This is a genomic window from Rhodococcus kronopolitis (assembly GCF_042654025.1).
Lineage (GTDB): Bacteria > Actinomycetota > Actinomycetes > Mycobacteriales > Mycobacteriaceae > Rhodococcus_G > Rhodococcus_G kronopolitis.
Genome location: NZ_JBHSFO010000002.1, coordinates 650504 through 667755, shown reverse-complemented (window position 1 = coordinate 667755; position 17252 = coordinate 650504). Strand labels below are relative to the sequence as shown.

Below are 17252 nucleotides of genomic sequence, written 5' to 3'. Positions count from 1 at the left end.
GATCCTCGGGCGGCCGTCGTCGGTGCGGGTGTCAGAGTCCGAACTCGCTGCGCACCTGCTGGGTGCGCCGGTGCTCGAAGACGAACGACAGGAACGGGACGGTGCCGGCCAGCGCGGTCGCGACGGTGGTGCCGGCCTTCCAGCGGGCCTTGATCGCCAGGTCGACCGTGAAGACCAGGTAGAGCATGTAGAACAGGCCGTGCACCTGGCCCACGTAGAACAGCCAGGCCGGGGCGTCGGCCTTGTCGTCGAGCAGCACGTACTTGTAGACGATCTCGGCGGTCAGCACGAGCAGCCAGATGCCGGTGATCCACGCCAGGACCCGGTAGCGGGTCAGGGCGCCGGCGACCCGCTTGACGTCGGCCTCGGTGCGGGCCGGTGCGACGGTGGCGGTAGCGGTCTCTTCGGGGGCCGTGCTCACTTGGTGCTCCTATCGCCCTCGGCGCGGATCTGCGCGAGGTAGTTGTTGTACGCCGCCATGGCCTCGACCTCGGGGTCGTCGGCATTTGTGCCCACGCTGGCCGCGACGCTGAGCGAGGCGCGGGTGGGCAGCACGTCGGCGGGGATCTCCCGGGGGCCGGCGTCCGCGGCCTCGATCGGGGCGTCGTGGTCCTCGAGCTGGACGAACTTGCGGTACGCGTAGACGACGAAACCCGCGAACAGCGGCCACTGGAAGGCGTAACCGAGGTTCTGGCCGGTGCCGCCGGCCTCCTCGAACCGCATCCACTGCCACCATCCCAACGCCAGGCAGGCTCCTGTCGCGATGACGACGAACAGGATCAGTGCTGGTCGGCGCCGGGAAGGTGAACTTGCCATGCCTCGACGGTACCCGAGCCGACCGAGTGGCCGGCACGACGCCCGACGACCCGTGCGGGCCGTTCGGCCGCCTCGAGGGCACCGCGTCGGACCGTGCCGCGCGCGGGCCGTCGGACCGGGCCACCGGGGCGCTAGGCCGGACCCGGTCAGGTCACTCCCTTGATCCGGATCACGAGTACCGCTCCGACCAGCACAGACAGTGCGGCGACGGCGAACAGCGGCGGGTGGTTCCAGTTGGGGCCGGTCGCGAGGAACGGTGGTGCGATGGCCGACGCCGGTGCGTCGGTGATGCTGACGACGCGGAGGTCCTTCGCCGCCGTCCGCGGGTCGGGCAGCGCCCGGGTGACCAACGCCATGCCCGCCGAGATGGACAGTCAGCGTCGCGACCCCGGGGGCGGCCTCGTCCTTGGACTTGCCGAACCGGTCACCGTCGCCAGAACAGGTGGTGGGCGACTCCGCTCGGGCTCGGTACGACCTCGAGGTGGAATCGGTCGAGCAGCTCGTCGGGTGACTCCCAGAGTCGCAGCCCGGAGCCGAGCTTCACGGGCGAGACCGCCACGTGCATGGTGTCGACGAGGTCGGCGTCGAGGAACTCCCGGACGGTCGTGACCCCGCCGCCGAGTCGGACGTCCTTGCCCTCGGCCGCCTCGCGCGCCTGCTCGAGGACGCCGGCGGGGTCGCCGTCGACGAAGTGGAACGTGGTGTCCGAAAGGGTGATGGAGGGGCGCTGGTGGTGGGTCATGACGAACACCGGGGTGCGGAACGGGGGCTCGTCCCCCCACCAGCCCTGCCATTCGAGGTCGTTCCAGGGCCCACGGTGGGGCCCGAACTTGTTGCGGCCCATGATCTCGGCACCGATGTTGCGTGCGTAGTCACGGGTGAAGTAGTCGTCGAGCCCGCGGCTTCCGCCGGGATCGGTGCGCATCGGCCAGCTGGCGGTCGCGCCGGCCCAGGCGAACATCTCGCCGGGGTCGAGGCCGAACGGGCTCTCGAGGCTCTGGTGCTCGCCCGCACCGATTCCGTCACTCGAGACATTGAAGTTCTGGACTCGCAGTAGCTGTGTCACTCGGGTCTCCTGCCCTCTCGACGATGGATGCACAGGTTGAGACTCCCCGCGTCCGAGAAACTCATCGCGCGCGCTTTCGGTGATCTGTCGAATCGAAGCACCGCGAACGGGCGGTTGCCGGGACATCGGCCTAGAGGTCTCCCTGGTAACCGCCCGTTCGGGCGATCAAGGGCCACATTTCACAGCTCTACGTGGGCGGAGTCCTCGACCCTGTCGTCGCACTCTTCGCCGACGCTGTCGTCGAAGGCGAGCTCGTCGGGGACCCTCAATTCTTGATGAACGCGTTCCTTCATCTGGTGCGTGCCACCGACATGGTGACGGCACCGAACGGTGCGAGTCAGGTGGTCGCCTTGTTCCTGGACGTGGCTCGTCCCCGAGTCGGCCACGCGTAGGACCCGGCATTTCTCCCGTGATCGGGGAGCGGTGAACGCGGGAGGGGTACAGCTGCCCTCATACAGACCTGTGAGGACGAGGTTGCGACCCCCCCGGTGGGGTCGTGACCTCGTTCGGTCCATGATCTTCGACACCGATGTTGCGTGCGTGGTCACGGGTGAACTAGTCGTCGAGCCCGCGGCTTCCGCCGGGATCGGCGCGCACGGGCCAGCTGGCGGTCGCGCCGGCCGTCGAACCGTCGGGGAACCCTCTGCCGCCGCCCGCATAGGCTGACACTTGGACTGGCGCGAAGGAGGCTCAGGTGGCCGAGACGACGGTGGCCGAGTTGACGGCCGAGTTGACGGCCGAGCTGGCCGCGCTCGAGGACCCGAAGTCCCGCGCGGTCAACGAGAGGCACGGCGACGACCACGGGGTGAACCTCGGCAAGCTGCGCGCGATCGCGAAGCGGTTGAAGACCCAGCAGGAGCTCGCGTGCCAGCTCTGGGAGACCGGCGACACCGCCGCGCGACTGCTCGCGCTCCTGATCTGCCGCCCGAAGGCGTTCGAGCGCGACGAGTTGGACGCCATGCTGCGCGATGCGCGCACCCCCAAGGTGCACGACTGGCTCGTGAACTACGTGGTGAAGAAGAGCCCGCTCGCCGAGGAGCTGCGCGTGGCCTGGTCCGCCGACTCGGATCCGGTGGTCGCGAGCGCCGGCTGGGCGCTGACCACCGAACTCGTGGCGAAGAAGCCCGAGGGCCTCGACCTCTCGGGGCTGCTCGACGTCATCGAGGCGCAGATGGCCGACGCCCCGGATCGCCTGCAGTGGGCGATGAACCACTGCCTGGCGCAGATCGGGATCGAGCATCCCGAGTACCGGGCCCGCGCCATCGGGATAGGCGAGCGGCTCGGGGTGCTCGAGGACTATCCGACGCCCCCGAACTGCACGTCGCCGTACGCGCCCACCTGGATCGCAGAGATGGCGCGCCGGCAGCAGCTGAAGTGAGTGCCACTCGCTCGGAGCGCGATCGAGCTCATTCGTCGTCCCCGGGGTCTCGAAGTCGGGCCGATCGCGCGGTGATGTAGGTCCGCAATCGGTGCACGGCCGGAGATGGATGGCGGGTGCCGATCGCCAGACCGATTGCCCGATCATCGATGCCGGTAACGCGCACCGTGGTCAGCCCGGAGACCGCGGTCTCCGATCGCGGCAGCAGTGCGATCCCGAGCCCCCGCGCGACCAGCGCCCGTATCGTCTCGAACTCGCTGATCTCGAACGCGATGTACGGGTCGAATCCGGCGTCCGCGCAGTGCCTTTCGAGCTCCTTGCGGACGTGGTACGTCCGCGGACTGGCGATGAAGTGCTCGTCGGTGAGCTCGTCGAGGTCGACTCGCTCGCGGTGCGCGAGCCGGTGGGTGTTCGCCACGTGGAGCAGTAGGCGCTGGCTACCCAGAACCGTGACGGGGAGGTCGGCCGGGGGCGGGATCATCACCGCGAGATCGAGTCGGCCCTCGCGGACCATCTGCGCGAGCGCCTCGCCGTGCGATTGAACCAGGTGCAGGCGGATGCGGGGCGCGCTGCGGTGAAACTCGGCGAGCAGGGACGGGACGCTGACCGGCCCGAGGGTGAGGGGGAAGCCGAACCGGACGACGCCGCCGTCGGGGTCCGCGTTGCTGCGCACGGTCGTGATCGCATCGTCGAGCTCCCGGATCGCCGCCTCGGTGCGCTGGTGAAGCTCGTGCCCTGCGGTGGTCAGCGTGACGCCCCGCCCCATCTGCTGGAACAGCGGTACGCCCAGCGCCTGTTCGAGTGACTTGATGCGGCGGCTGACCGACGACTGTGGCACTCCCAGCCGGTCGGCGGCGTGGGTGATGTGTCCCTCTCTGGCCGCGGCGTCGAACGCGGCGAGCAGCGGGACGACCGATGCTGTTTCGTCGGACAGAAACCAATCCATATTCGGATGGTAATGGTCGGACAGCCTCATTGGACGGATGGATCTGGTGCGCGCACCCTGGACGCACCCACGAGACGAAGGCAGGTGCGCGACCGTGAATACCCGTCGATCCGCTAGCAGGGCAACACAACTCGGCTCCTACTACGACGTCGTACTGGTCGGCGGTGGCATCATGTCGGCGACGCTCGGTGCGTTGCTCACCAGGCTCGAGCCCGGCTGGTCGGTGCTCGTTCTCGAACGCCTCGACGACCTGGCGCAGGAGAGCAGCGCGGCGTGGAACAACGCCGGGACCGGCCACGCTGGACTTTGCGAACTGAACTACATGCCCGATCCCACCGAGTCGTCCCGGGCCGAGGAGATCGGGCGGCAGTTCCGGCTCTCCCGGCAGTTCTGGGCATCGCTCGTCGATGCGGGGGAGCTGAACGCGTCGTTCGTGAATTCCACGCCGCACATCAATGTGGTCTTCGGCGACCGAGATGTCGCGTACCTGCGGCAGCGGCACCAGACTTTGCGACGGTCACCGCTCTTCTCGGCCATGGAGTACACCGAGGACGCCGAGGTCATCCGCCGGTGGGCGCCCCTGGTGATGGAGGGGCGCGACGAATCCGGGCCGATCGCCGCGACCCGCTACGCGGCCGGCACGGACGTCGATTTCGGTGCGCTGACCCGTGACCTCGTTCGAGGCATGGGCGACCTCGGCGCCGAGGTGCGGACCCGTCACGAGGTGACGCGACTTCATCGCGATCCGGATGGCTCGTGGACCGTCTCGGGACGGGGCAACGGAACCCGGTTCGCGATCAGGTCACGGTTCGTGTTCGTCGGTGCCGGCGGATACGCCCTCAAACTGCTCCAGCGGGCCCGCATCCCCGAAGTTCGGGGGTTTGCCGTGTTCCCGATCGGTGCGCAGTTCATGCGCACCGACCGTCCCGAGTTGGTGTCCCGTCATGAGGCGAAGGTCTACAGCCAGGCCGACGTCGGTGCCCCGCCGATGTCGGTGCCGCACCTCGACAAGCGGGTGATCGACGGGCGCGGCTCGTTGATGTTCGGTCCGTACGCCACGTTCAGCACGCGCCTGCTCACGCGGGGGCGACTCACCGATCTGTTCACCACGATCCGGTTTCACAACATTGCCCCACTGGTTGCGATCGGCATCCGGAACTCGGCGTTGGTGCGCTATCTCGTCGGGCAGCTCCTGGCCTCGCGGGCTCGGAAGCTGCGGCAGCTTCGACGGTTCCACCCCGCTGCCCGGGCCGACGACTGGTCGTTGGTCGACGCGGGCCAGCGGGCGCAACTGGTCAAGCCGCACCCGCGCAAGGTCGGTGTCCTGACCTTCGGCACGGAGGTCGTCACCGGCGCGGACGGATCCATCGCGGGTCTGCTCGGCGCCTCACCTGGGGCGTCGATCGCCCCGGCCGTGATGGTGGAGCTCTTGAGCACGTGCTTTCCCGACCGAGCCCAGAGCTGGCGGCCGACCCTCCGGCGACTGATGCCCGGTCTCGCGCGGCCGGTCGACGTCGACCAGTCGGCGGCCGATGCCGTGCTCGCCGGCACCGGACGCATTCTCGGCGTCGAGTAGTCGCCCACTTCCGTCCTCGGACGAGGGGGCCGGAGCGAAAACGAAACGAGGTCACGAACCCCATCGGATTCGTGACCTCGTCGTCGCGGTTCGTGGAACCGCACCTCGTGCGCGAGGGGGGACTTGAACCCCCACGTCCTAGGACACCAGGACCTAAACCTGGCGCGTCTGCCAATTCCGCCACTCGCGCGTGCGGGCAACAGAATACGCCACGGGCGCGGTCCCGAGACGCGTCGTCTCAGTGAGCGGCGTCGGGGCGCACCCGAGTCGCACTGGAGTCGGATCGGCGGGCCCGAACTTCCCCGGCCCGGCTGGCGGTCTGGGGGTGGCAGTTGGGACGCAGGACGAGGATGTCCTCCGGGGTGAGTCGATTGGGAGCGGGCTTGCCCCTCTGGTGCCCACGACCGGTGAAAAGGGAGGTGTCGATTTCGAGCTTCCTGATTCGACGACTCAGGTGGGCGTGGGTGCCGCCGGCCATCGCGACATCGAGGTGTCGTATCCCCCCCGCGATGCCCGTGGAGTCTCGGACCGCCTGTCGCAGGACTTGCTCCGTGTAGCGCATGGCCCCTCCGAACTGATCGAACGTACATTCGTGTTTGCTGCTACTGCTGGGTAGCGACAGGCTCGGGTGGCCGATTCCCGCGCCGTGCCACGAATATAAATATAACGAGTTGATAACGATCAACATGAGGAGTTCCTCAGGTTTGACGGGACCCTGTTTTCGGCCCAGCCAGCGCGTTCCTTTCCTACTCGCGAGTCACTTCGGAGCCGACTTTGTGACGTCGGTCACGCCTACTACCTGGTAATACGCTTGTCCAGGTGGATAAACATGAGGAACTCCTCATGATCCTGTGCGAACCTGTTTGAGCCCCCGAACGAACCCTCCGCGTGCGCCGACGCGCACTGTGAGGCTTCCGATCGCGGTGGGCTCCGACCAGGAGAGGACTGTCCAGCGTGACGATCGACGAGAGCACACCTGTGGTCAAGGGAAACGGCGCCGGCGGGTCGCGATTCGCGACCACCCGTCCCGGCACCACCAAGTCTCCGCTGCGCGACCGCATCGTCTCCGGTGAGCCTTACGCCCTGGCCTTCGGCGGACAGGGCGCCGCTTGGCTGAGCCCCCTCGAGGAGCTGATCCGCGACAACGGCATCGAGCCCAGCATGACCGCACTGGTCAACGAGGCGGCAGCGCAGCTCGCGCCCGTCGCGCAGGACCTGCTGGTGGTCCGTCCCGCGGGCTTCGACCCGATCGGCTGGATCCTCGAGCAGGACGTCGTCGACGAGGGCGTTGCCCCGGCCGGCCCGTCCGCCGCCGCCCTCACCTCCGCGTCGGTGTCGCTGCCCGGCGTGTTCCTCACCCAGCTCGCTGCGCTCGAAGCGCTGCGGCTGCAGGGCCTCGACCCCGCGACCACCCCGCCGGTCGCCGTCATCGGACACTCGCAGGGCCTGCTCGCCGCCGAGTCCGTCGCCACCGGCGGCACCGAAAACTCCTCGCTCCTCGCACTCGCGCAGCTGATCGGCGCGGCTTCGGTCCTGGTCGGCCGTCGTCGTGGTCTGCTCGGCGGCGCCGAGCGCGCGCCCATGCTCGCCGTCTCCGACGTCGACCCCGCCCGCATGCAGGGCATCGTCGACGAGGTCGCGGAGGGACTGGACCCCGAGCTCGCCGCCGTGATGGCCATCCGCAACGGCCGTCGCCGCGTGGTGCTCTCCGGCCCGCCCGCCCAGCTCGCCCGGGTGCAGCAGCGCGCCGAGCAGATCGCGGCCGACGAGGCCGCCGAGCGGGACGCAAAGAAGCGCGGCGGCGCGGTGTTCTCACCGGTGTTCGAGCCCCTGGCCGTCGAGATCGGCTTCCACCACCCCGGCCTCGCGGATGCCGTCGACACCGTCGGCGCCTGGGCGGCGCGCTGCGGGCTCGACGCCGAGCTGGCCACCCGCCTCGCCCGGGCCTGCCTCACGGACGCCGTCGACTGGGTCGTCGAGGTGGACTCCGCGGTCGACGCCGGCGCCTCCTGGGTGCTGGACCTGGGCCCCGGCGACCTGCTGACCCGGATGACCGCCAACTCGCTGCGCGGCCGCGGCGTCGGCATCATCGCGGCCTCCACCCGCGGCGGCCAGCGCAACCTGTTGACCCCCGGCGCGGCGCCCGAGGTGCCGAAGGCGTGGACCGAGTTCGCCCCCACCCTGGTGACGCTGCCCGACGGCAAGGTCGCCACCTCGACCGCCTTCACCCGGTTGACCGGCCGCTCGCCGATCCTGCTCGCCGGCATGACCCCGACCACCGTCGACGCCAAGATCGTCGCCGCGGCCGCCAACGCCGGCCACTGGGCCGAGCTGGCCGGTGGCGGCCAGGTGACCGAGCAGATCTTCACCGACCGCGTCGCCGAGCTGCAGACGCTGCTCGAGCCGGGCCGCGCCGTGCAGTTCAACTCGCTGTTCCTGGACCCCTACCTGTGGAAGCTCCAGCTCGGCGGCAAGCGACTGGTGCAGCGCGCCCGCGCCGCCGGCGCCCCGATCGACGGCGTCATCGTCACCGCCGGCATCCCGGAGCTCGAGGAGGCCGTCGCGCTGATCGAGGAGCTCGGCGAGGCCGGCATCAGCCACGTCGCGTTCAAGCCCGGAACCGTCGCGCAGATCCGTTCGGTGATCCGCATCGCGAACGAGGTCCCCGACTACCCGGTGATCGTGCACATCGAGGGCGGCAAGGCCGGCGGCCACCACTCCTGGGAGGACCTCGACGACCTGCTGCTGAGCACCTACGCCGAGCTGCGTGCCCGGCCGAACCTGGTGCTGTGCGTCGGCGGCGGCATCGGCACCCCGGAGCGGGCGGCCGAGTACCTCACCGGCCGCTGGTCCGTCGCGGCCGGTTACCCCGCGATGCCGCTGGACGGCATCCTCGTCGGCACCGCCGCGATGGCCACCCTCGAGGCCACCACCTCGCCGGAGGTCAAGCAGCTGCTCGTCGACACCCCGGGCACCCCCGACTGGGTCGGTGCGGGCACCGCCGTCGGCGGTATGGCGTCGGGCCGCAGCCAGCTCGGCGCGGACATCCACGAGATCGACAACGCGGCCTCGCGCACCGGCCGGCTGCTCGACGAGGTCGCCGGCAACGCCGACGCCGTGGCCGAGCGCCGGGACGAGATCATCGCCGCCCTCGACGGCACCGCGAAGCCGTACTTCGGCGACGTCGCGACCATGACCTACGAGCGCTGGCTGCGCCGCTACCTGGAGCTGACCGTCGGGATCGACGCCGCGAAGGTCTTCGACTGCGGCACCGACTGGGCGCAGGCGTACGCCGAGGCCACCGAGCCGGTGTGGCTCGACGGCACCTGGCGTGACCGCTTCGCACAGATGCTCCAGCGCGCCGAGGCCCGCCTGCACCGCAACGACCGCGGACCGATCCAGACCCTGTTCGCCGACGAGGCCACCCTGGACCGTCCCGAGGCCGCGCTGTGCGCCCTCGTGGCCGCCTACCCGGACGCAGGCGCGACCGTGCTGCACCCCGCCGACGTCCCGTTCTTCACCGCCCTGTGCAAGACCGCAGGCAAGCCGGTGAACTTCGTGCCCGTCATCGACAAGGACGTCCGCCGCTGGTGGCGCTCCGACTCGCTGTGGCAGGCCCACGACCCGCGCTACTCCGCCGACCAGGTGTGCGTCATCCCCGGCACCGTCGCGGTCGCAGGCATCACCGAGGTCGACGAGCCGGTCGGCGCGCTGCTGGACCGCTTCGAGCGCGCCACCACCGACGAGCTGCTCGGCGCCGGTGCCACCCCGACCGCGGTCGCAGGCCGTCGCCAGGCCGCCGCGGACCAGGGCCAGCTCGCCGTCGTGCTGGCCTCGCCCGACGTGCTCTGGGCCTCGCGCCTGACCCGCAACCCGGTGCACCGCCTCGGCGACCTCGCCGCCTGGACCGTGGACGGCACGACCGCCACCCACGCCACCACCGGCGCCGCACTGCGCGCCGTCGACGCCGAGACCGTCGAGTTCACTGTGCCGCTGGTCGCCGACCGCGCCGTCACCATCGCGATGACGGTCCCGGCCTCCACGCGTGACGGCGGCGCCCCCGTGGTCACCGAGGCCAACGCCGAGGCCGCCATGTCCGCGCTGCTCGGCGTCGCCGCCGGTCAGGACCTGCCCGAGGTCAAGGACGACACCGCCCGGCTGAACGTCGCCTGGATCCCCGACCTCGTCGCGGACCACGCCGGCGTCACCGCGGCCGGCCTGCCCGCGACGCTGAGCACCGGCGCCAGTGCCGTGCCCGACGTCATCGTCGGCGCCTGCTGGCCGGCCGTGTTCGCCGTGCTCGGCGCCGCGACCACCACCGACGGCATCCACGCCATCGAGGGCATGCTCGACCTCGTCCACCTCGACCACGCGGTGAACCTGGTCGACGCCATCCCGGCCGAGGCCGCGGTGCTCACCGTCAAGGCCGTCGGCGGCGCCGTCGTCGACACCGACATGGGCCGCGTCGTCGAGGTGCGGGTCGAGGTCGGCGCGATGCGCGACCACGGCACCACCGCACCGGCGTTCGCGACCATGGTCGAGCGGTTCGCGATCCGCGGCCGCACCGGCAAGGGCGAGCTGGCCGACCCGGCGCGCGCCGGCGGCTCGCTGACCGACGCCGCGACCGACACCCCGCGCCGTCGCCGCCGCCAGGCCACGATCGTCGCGCCCCGTCACATGGCCGCGTTCGCCCGGGTCTCCGGCGACCACAACCCGATCCACACCTCCGACGCCGCCGCGCTGCTCGCCGGCCTCGGCAGCCCGATCGTGCACGGCATGTGGCTCTCCGCCGCCGCCCAGCAGGTCGTCACCGCGGTCGACCCCGCGGCCACCGTCCCGGCCCGCCGGCTGACCGCGTGGACCGCGCGCTTCCTCGGCATGGTCCGGCCCGGTGCCGAGATCGACGTCCGCGTGGACCGGACCGCCCACGACGGCGGCGCCGAGATCATCGAGGTCGGCTGCCGCGTCGACGGCGAGCTGGTGATGGTCGCCTCCGGCCGCACCGCCGCACCGAAGACCGTCTACGCCTTCCCCGGCCAGGGCATCCAGCGTCCGGGCATGGGCCTCGACGCCCGCGCCCGCTCGAAGGCCGCCCGCGAGATCTGGGACCGCGCCGACAAGCACACCCGCGAGGCCCTCGGCTTCTCGATCCTCGCCGTGGTCCGGGACAACCCGACTGCGGTCAAGGCCCGCGGGGTCGAGCACAAGCACCCGGACGGTGTCCTGCACCTGACCCAGTTCACCCAGGTCGCGATGGCCGTCCTCGGCGTCGCCCAGGTCGCCGAGCTGCGCGAGTCCGGTTCCTTCGTCGAGGGCTCGCTGCTGGCAGGCCACTCGGTCGGCGAGTACAACGCGCTCGCCGCGGTCGCAGGCGTGCTGCCGCTCGAGGCCGTCCTCGAGGTGGTCTTCCAGCGCGGCTCCGCGATGCACGCCCTGGTGCCCCGCGACGAGGCCGGTCGGTCCAACTACCGCCTCGCCGCGATCCGGCCGTCGCAAATCGGCGTGGCCGACGCGGACCTCGAGGAGTTCGTGGCGTCCGTCGCCGCCGATACCGGTGAGTTCCTCGAGATCGTGAACCTGAACCTGCGCGGTTCGCAGTACGCCATCGCGGGCACCGTCGCGGGCCTGGACGCCCTCGAGCTGGAGATCGACCGCAAGCGCGCCGAGACCGGCGGCAAGCGGGCCTACATCCAGATCCCGGGCATCGACGTGCCGTTCCACTCCACCGTGCTGCGCGGCGGCGTCGACGACTTCCGGGAGCGGCTGCTGAACCTGCTGCCCGCGGAGATCGACCCCGCGATCCTGATCGGCCGGTACATCCCGAACCTGGTCCCCAAGCCGTTCAACCTGGGCCGCGACTTCGTCCAGGAGATCGCCGACCTGGTGCCCTCCGAGCCGCTCGTGGAGGTGCTCGCGGACTTCGACGCGTGGGCCGCGCGCCCCTCGGATCTGTGCCGGGTGGTGCTCGCCGAGCTCCTCGCGTGGCAGTTCGCCTCGCCGGTGCGCTGGATCGAGACCCAGGACCTGCTCTTCGGCGACGAGTCCGACGGCGGACTCGGGGTCGAGCGGTTCGTCGAGATCGGTCTCGGCGCGGTCCCCACGGTGGCGAACCTGGCCTCGCAGACGCTCAAGCTGCCCGGCCGCTTCGGCAACCCGGTCGAGGTGCTCAACATCGAGCGCGAGGCCGGCGTCGTGTACTCCACCGACACCGACCCGGCCCCGGTCGAGGACGACGAGCCGGTGGCGGAAGCGGTCTCGGCGGCGCCCGCCGCGGCGGCCGCCCCCGCACCGGCCGCGGCCCCGGCGGCCCCGTCGGGCGGACCGCGCCCCGACGACATCGCGTTCGCGGCGTCCGACGCCACGGCCGTGCTGATCGGGCTGTGGACCAAGCTGCGCCCGGACCAGGTCGGCCCCGCCGACACCATCGAGGCGCTGTGCGACGGCGTGTCCTCGCGCCGCAACCAGCTGCTCGTCGACCTCGGTGCGGAACTCTCGCTCGGCGCCATCGACGGCGCGGCGGACGCCGACATGGGCGCCCTGGCCGTGACCGTCAACAAGCTTGCCCGCACCTACAAGCCGTTCGGACCGGTGCTCACCGATTCCCTGAACGACCACCTGCGCAAGGTGTTCGGCCCCTCGGGCAAGCGTCCGGCGGCCATCGCCGAGCGCGTCACCAAGGTCTGGGAGCTCGGCGCCGGCTGGGCCTCGCACGTCACCGCCGAGGTGGCGCTCGGCACCCGCGACGGTGCCAGCATCCGCGGCGGGTCGCTCGGCGGCCTGTCCGACGGCGCGCTGTCCGACGGTGCCGCGGTGGACGCGGTGATCGACGCAGCCGTTGCGTCCGTGGCCTCGCGTCGCGGCGTCGCCGTGTCGCTGCCGGCCACCGGCGGCGGCGCCGGCGGTACCGTCGACGCGGCCGCACTCGGCGAGTTCACCGAGCACATCACCGGCCGCAACGGCGTGCTCGCCTCCGCGGCCCGGCTGGTGCTCGAGCAGCTCGGCCTGGCCCAGGAGGCCGTCGTCGCGACGGACACCGACTCCGACCTGGTGGACCTGGTCTCCGCCGAGCTCGGCTCGGACTGGCCGCGACTGGTCGCCCCGGCATTCGACGCGCGCCGCGCGGTGCTCATCGACGACCGCTGGGCCACCGCCCGTGAGGACCTGGCCCGGCTGTGGCTCGAGTCCGACACGTCGGAGCTGGAGACGGCGAGTTTCGTCGGCGCCGGCAAGACCGTTGCCGCCCATGCCAACTGGTGGCAGCAGCGGGCACAGGCGGAGGGCCGCGCCGAGTTGGCGACGACCTACGCCCGGATCGCCGCCGACGCGGTCGCGTCCGACGACCAGCCGGCGCAGTGGGCCGACCAGATCGCCGTCGTCACCGGCGCCAGCAAGGGTTCCATCGCCGCCTCGGTGGCGGGCACGCTGCTGCGCGGCGGGGCCACGGTCTTCGTGACCACCTCGCGCCTGGACTCCGAGCGGCTCGGCTTCTACCGGAAGCTGTACCGTGCCAACGCCAGCGCCGGTGCCGCCCTGTGGGTGGTGCCCGCGAACATGGCGTCCTACTCCGACGTCGACGCCCTGATCTCCTGGATCGGCGACGAGCAGACCGAGACCGCGGGCGGTGCCAAGAAGCTGGTCAAGGAGGCCGTCACCCCGACGCTGCTGTTCCCGTTCGCCGCGCCCCGGGTGGGCGGCGAGCTCTCCGACGCCGGCGCCCGCGCCGAGATGGAGATGCGGGTGCTGCTGTGGTCGGTCGAGCGACTGATCGCCGGACTGTCGAAGATCGGCTACGACCGTGACGTCGACACCCACCTGCACGTGGTGCTGCCCGGCTCCCCGAACCGGGGACTGTTCGGCGGCGACGGCGCCTACGGCGAGTCCAAGGCCGCGCTCGACGCGGTGGTCACCCGCTGGCATGCCGAGCGCAGCTGGGCCGACCGGGTGACGTTGGCGCACGCGCTGATCGGCTGGGTGCGCGGCACCGGGCTGATGGGCGGCAACGACCCGATGGTCGACGCCGTCGAGGCGAAGGGCGTGCGCACCTGGTCCACCGACGAGATGGCCGCGCAGCTGCTCGGCCTCTGCGACGCCGACGCCCGCGTCCGGGCGGCCGAGGCGCCGCTGCAGGCCGACCTGACCGGTGGGCTCGCCGACGTGCAGTTGGACCTGGTGGCCTTGTCGCGTCAGGCCGCCGCGGACGCCGAGGCGGCGGCCGAGAATGCAGCCGAGGCAACGGAGTCCGAGTCGGGCACCGTCGCCGCACTGCCGGCCCCGCCGCGCATCGCCGACGCCCTGCCCGAGCCGACCTGGCCCGAGTTGGACGTCAACCCGGCCGACCTGGTGGTCATCGTCGGCGCGGGCGAGCTCGGCCCCTACGGTTCCTCGCGGACCCGCTTCGAGATGGAGGTCGACGAGCAGCTCTCGGCGGCCGGCGTCCTCGAACTCGCCTGGAACACCGGGCTGATCGCCTGGGAGAACGACCCGGTCGCCGGCTGGTACGACGCCGAGACCGGTGATCTGGTGCCCGAGGCGGAGATCGCCGAGCGCTACCACGACACCGTCGTCGAGCGGTGCGGCATCCGCACCTACGTCGACGAGGGCGCCATGGTGGACAACACCGCGCCGCTGCTCACCTCGGTGTTCCTCGACAACGACCTGACGTTCGTGGTCGGCAGCGAGGCGGAGGCGCGGGCGTTCGTCGAGTCCGACCCCGAGCACACCGTCGCGGCGGCCGTGCCGGACAGCGGCGACTGGCAGGTCACCCGCCGGGCCGGCACCGAGATCCGGGTGCCGCGCAAGGCGAAGCTCACCCGCACGGTGGGCGGACAGATCCCGACCGGGTTCGACGTCACCAAGTGGGGCATCCCCGCGGACATGGCCGGATCCGTGGACCGGGTCGGCCTGTGGAACCTGGTCACCACGGTGGACGCGTTCCTCACCGGCGGGTTCACCCCGTCGGAGCTGCTGCGCTGGGTGCACCCGTCGACGGTGGCGAACACGCAGGGCACCGGCATGGGCGGCATGACGTCGATGCGCTCGCTCTACATCGACACGCTGCTCGGCGAGTCCCGCGCGAACGACATCCTGCAGGAGGCACTGCCGAACGTCATTGCGGCGCATGTCGTCCAGTCGTACGTCGGCGGCTACGGCGCGATGGTGCACCCGGTCGCGGCGTGCGCCACGGCGGCGGTCTCCGTCGAGGAGGGTGTCGACAAGATCCGGCTCGGCAAGGCGCAGCTGGTGGTCGCCGGCGGCTTCGACGACCTCGGCATCGAGGGCATCATCGGGTTCGGCGACATGTCGGCCACGGCCAAGTCCGAGGACATGACGGCCAAGGGCATCGACGAGCGTCGGTTCTCGCGGGCCAACGACCGCCGTCGCGGCGGCTTCGTCGAGTCCGCGGGCGGCGGCACCATCCTGCTGGCGCGGGGCGACCTGGCGCTGGAGATGGGCCTGCCGGTGCTCGGTGTGGTGGCGTGGGCCGGTTCGTTCGCGGACGGCGTGCACACCTCGATCCCGGCCCCCGGAATCGGCGCCCTCGGCGCCGGTCGCGGCGGTCCGGACTCGCAGCTGGCGCTCTCGCTGAACGCGCTCGGCGTCACCGCGGACGACATCTCGGTGGTCTCCAAGCACGACACCTCCACGGCGGCAAACGATCCCAACGAGGCGGAGCTGCACGAGCGGCTGGCGGCGGCCCTGGGCCGCAGCGAGGGCTCCCCGCTGTTCGTGGTCTCGCAGAAGTCGCTGACCGGTCACGCCAAGGGCGGCGCCGCGGCCTTCCAGCTGATCGGTCTGTGCCAGGTCCTCGGTCAGGGCGTCGTTCCGCCGAACCGCAGCCTGGACTGCGTCGACCCGAAGATGGCCGAGTTCGAGCACCTGGTGTGGCCGCGTGAGGCGATGCGCTTCGGCGGCGGCTTCCCGCTCAAGGCGGGCCTGCTCACCAGCCTCGGCTTCGGTCACGTGTCCGGACTGATCGCGGTGGTCCACCCGCAGGCGTTCGTGGAGTCGATCCCCGCCGCCGAGCGGGCCGGCTACCTCGCCTCGGCGCAGGAGCGGACCGTCGCAGGTCAGCGCCGGCTCGCCGCGGCGATGTGCGGGGGCGCGGACCTCTACGAGCGTCCCGCGGACCGTCGCTTCGGCGGCGACGCGGTGCCGGCCAAGGCCGCCCGGCAGCTCGAGGCCGACATGCTGCTGACGGACGGAGCGCGGCTCGGCGCCGACGACGTCTACCGCGCCGGCACGCCGGGCTGCCGCTGATGGCCATCCTGGGAATCGGCTTCGACCTGGTGACGGTTTCGGAGTTCGCGGAGCAGCTGCAGCGTCCCGGCACCGCGATGCTGTCGAGCTTCCGGCCGGGGGAGCGGCGGTACTGCGAGTCGAAGAGCACCGACCCGGCGCGTCACTACGCGGTGCGCTGGGCGGCCAAGGAGGCGGTGATCAAGGCCTGGGCGTCCTCCCGGTTCGCCCGGCCGCCTGCCGTCGGTGACAACGCCTACGCGCAGATCGAGGTGATCAACGACGCCTGGGGACGGCCGAGCATCAAGCTGCACGACGAGGCCGCGCAGTTCCTGCCGGGCGCCATCATCCACCTGTCGCTGACCCACGACGGCGACATGGCCGGGGCGATGGTGGTCATCGAGGAACCGGACATCGTGGTGCCGCTCCCGCGCTGACCGGTATACCGGACGGAACGACGAGGCCGGCCGGCGGAGAAATCCGCCGGCCGGCCTCGTCCGGTTTCACGCACCCGCTCCGGGTCGCGTACTCAGCCGCCGCGGGAGTCCTTCTCCGCGACCAGCAGGTAGGCGGCCATCAGGCGCTTGAGCTCGTCGACGGCGTCGGCATGGCTCTGGCCGTCCTGCACCGAGAAGTTCAGCATCGAGTACACGACGTGCACCAGCACCTCGGCCATCATGCTGCGGCGGTCGCGTTCGGTGCGGGGGGTGAGGGGGGCGAGCATCAGCGCGATCTGCCCGGCCAGGCCCTGCTCCTGGATCTTGCCGGTGGCGCGGGTCGACGGGGTGGACTGCATTGCCAGCCACACCTCCCGCCGGGACGGGTCGGTCGTCCACAGCTTCGCGAGGTGGTCGACGAAGCGGTTGAGGAAGCGCAGCCAGTCCAGCGACGGCACCTCCCCGTTGAACTGCTCGAGCTCGGCGCGGACGTCGGCGAAGTCCTGCCGGTTCAGTTCGCACACGATCACGTACTTGTTGGCGAAGAACTGGTACAGGGTGCCGATCGGGACGTCGGCGCGGGCGGCGACCTCCTCGCAGGTGAACGACTCGAAGCCGACATCGGTGAGCAGTTCGCGTGCGGAGGCGAGGAGGGCGTCGAACTTGCGGCGACTGCGCTCCTGCGTCGGACGCTTGCGGGGCAGCAACTCCTGCGGACCGTCCGGGTCCTCCAGGGCCGGGTCCGCGCGGCGCGAGGCTCGACTGCTGGTGATGGATTCCACAACACCAGGTTAACT

Annotated in this window: 10 protein-coding genes and 1 tRNA gene; 4 read left to right on the top strand and 7 right to left on the bottom strand. The window is 71.3% G+C overall.

Annotation, left to right across the window (positions count from 1 at the left end; genetic code table 11):
• Positions 1 to 31: 31 nt before the first annotated feature.
• The 4 genes from ACFO6S_RS06380 to ACFO6S_RS06365 form a co-directional block, all read right to left on the bottom strand.
• Positions 32 to 421 carry a DUF3817 domain-containing protein gene (locus ACFO6S_RS06380; RefSeq protein ID WP_378415134.1) on the bottom strand — a complete coding sequence of 130 codons (390 nt, stop codon included), beginning with the start codon at positions 419 to 421 and terminating at the stop codon, positions 32 to 34.
• Positions 418 to 816: a transcriptional regulator gene (locus tag ACFO6S_RS06375; RefSeq protein WP_378415132.1), complete on the bottom strand. Its 399-nt coding sequence runs from the start codon at positions 814 to 816 to the stop codon at positions 418 to 420. Before ACFO6S_RS06375 ends, ACFO6S_RS06380 begins: the two co-directional genes overlap by 4 nt.
• Before the next feature lie 146 nt (positions 817 to 962).
• Positions 963 to 1172, bottom strand: coding sequence for a hypothetical protein (locus ACFO6S_RS06370; RefSeq protein ID WP_378415131.1), 210 nt, complete (start codon positions 1170 to 1172; stop codon positions 963 to 965).
• A 68-nt stretch (positions 1173 to 1240) separates the two neighbouring features.
• Positions 1241 to 1882: a dihydrofolate reductase family protein gene (locus ACFO6S_RS06365; RefSeq protein WP_378415129.1), complete on the bottom strand. Its 642-nt coding sequence runs from the start codon at positions 1880 to 1882 to the stop codon at positions 1241 to 1243.
• A 694-nt stretch (positions 1883 to 2576) separates the two neighbouring features.
• On the opposite strand from ACFO6S_RS06365, the gene ACFO6S_RS06360 reads away from it, so the two are divergent.
• The gene (locus tag ACFO6S_RS06360) at positions 2577 to 3260 is read left to right on the top strand and encodes a DNA alkylation repair protein (protein ID WP_378415128.1); all 684 of its coding nucleotides are present in this window, start codon (positions 2577 to 2579) and stop codon (positions 3258 to 3260) included.
• Between the two features lie 28 nt (positions 3261 to 3288).
• Here ACFO6S_RS06360 and ACFO6S_RS06355 read toward each other — a convergent pair whose 3' ends face one another.
• Entirely contained in the window at positions 3289 to 4206 is a 918-nt protein-coding gene (locus ACFO6S_RS06355) for a LysR family transcriptional regulator (protein ID WP_378415126.1), read from the bottom strand.
• Between the two features lie 94 nt (positions 4207 to 4300).
• Here ACFO6S_RS06355 and mqo point away from each other — a divergent pair, with 94 nt between their 5' ends.
• Complete coding sequence (mqo, locus tag ACFO6S_RS06350) at positions 4301 to 5782, top strand: malate dehydrogenase (quinone) (RefSeq protein ID WP_378415124.1); 1482 nt, start codon at positions 4301 to 4303, stop codon at positions 5780 to 5782.
• A 108-nt stretch (positions 5783 to 5890) separates the two neighbouring features.
• Here mqo and ACFO6S_RS06345 read toward each other — a convergent pair.
• Positions 5891 to 5972: transfer RNA gene (locus tag ACFO6S_RS06345), tRNA-Leu, on the bottom strand.
• A 764-nt stretch (positions 5973 to 6736) separates the two neighbouring features.
• Here ACFO6S_RS06345 and ACFO6S_RS06340 point away from each other — a divergent pair.
• Both ACFO6S_RS06340 and acpS read left to right on the top strand, forming a co-directional pair.
• Positions 6737 to 16039 (top strand): fatty acid synthase subunit beta domain-containing protein, encoded by a 9303-nt coding sequence (locus ACFO6S_RS06340; RefSeq protein WP_378415122.1) that lies wholly within the window; start codon positions 6737 to 6739, stop codon positions 16037 to 16039.
• The gene (gene acpS, locus ACFO6S_RS06335) at positions 16039 to 16455 is read left to right on the top strand and encodes a holo-ACP synthase AcpS (RefSeq protein ID WP_378415120.1); all 417 of its coding nucleotides are present in this window, start codon (positions 16039 to 16041) and stop codon (positions 16453 to 16455) included. The genes ACFO6S_RS06340 and acpS overlap by 1 nt, the downstream gene beginning before the upstream one ends.
• Positions 16456 to 16547: 92 nt before the next feature.
• On the opposite strand, the gene ACFO6S_RS06330 is transcribed toward acpS, so the two are convergent.
• Positions 16548 to 17237, bottom strand: coding sequence for a TetR/AcrR family transcriptional regulator (locus ACFO6S_RS06330; protein WP_378415118.1), 690 nt, complete (start codon positions 17235 to 17237; stop codon positions 16548 to 16550).
• Between the last annotated feature and the right edge of the window lie 15 nt (positions 17238 to 17252).

Excerpts from the sequence above, each read along its gene's own strand:
- ACFO6S_RS06375 (WP_378415132.1), bottom strand. The coding sequence starts at position 816 with ATGGCAAGTTCACCTTCCCGGCGCCGACCAGCACTGATCCTGTTCGTC.
- ACFO6S_RS06370 (WP_378415131.1), bottom strand. The coding sequence starts at position 1,172 with ATGGCGTTGGTCACCCGGGCGCTGCCCGACCCGCGGACGGCGGCGAAG.
- ACFO6S_RS06355 (WP_378415126.1), bottom strand. The coding sequence starts at position 4,206 with ATGGATTGGTTTCTGTCCGACGAAACAGCATCGGTCGTCCCGCTGCTC.
- acpS (WP_378415120.1), top strand. The coding sequence starts at position 16,039 with ATGGCCATCCTGGGAATCGGCTTCGACCTGGTGACGGTTTCGGAGTTC.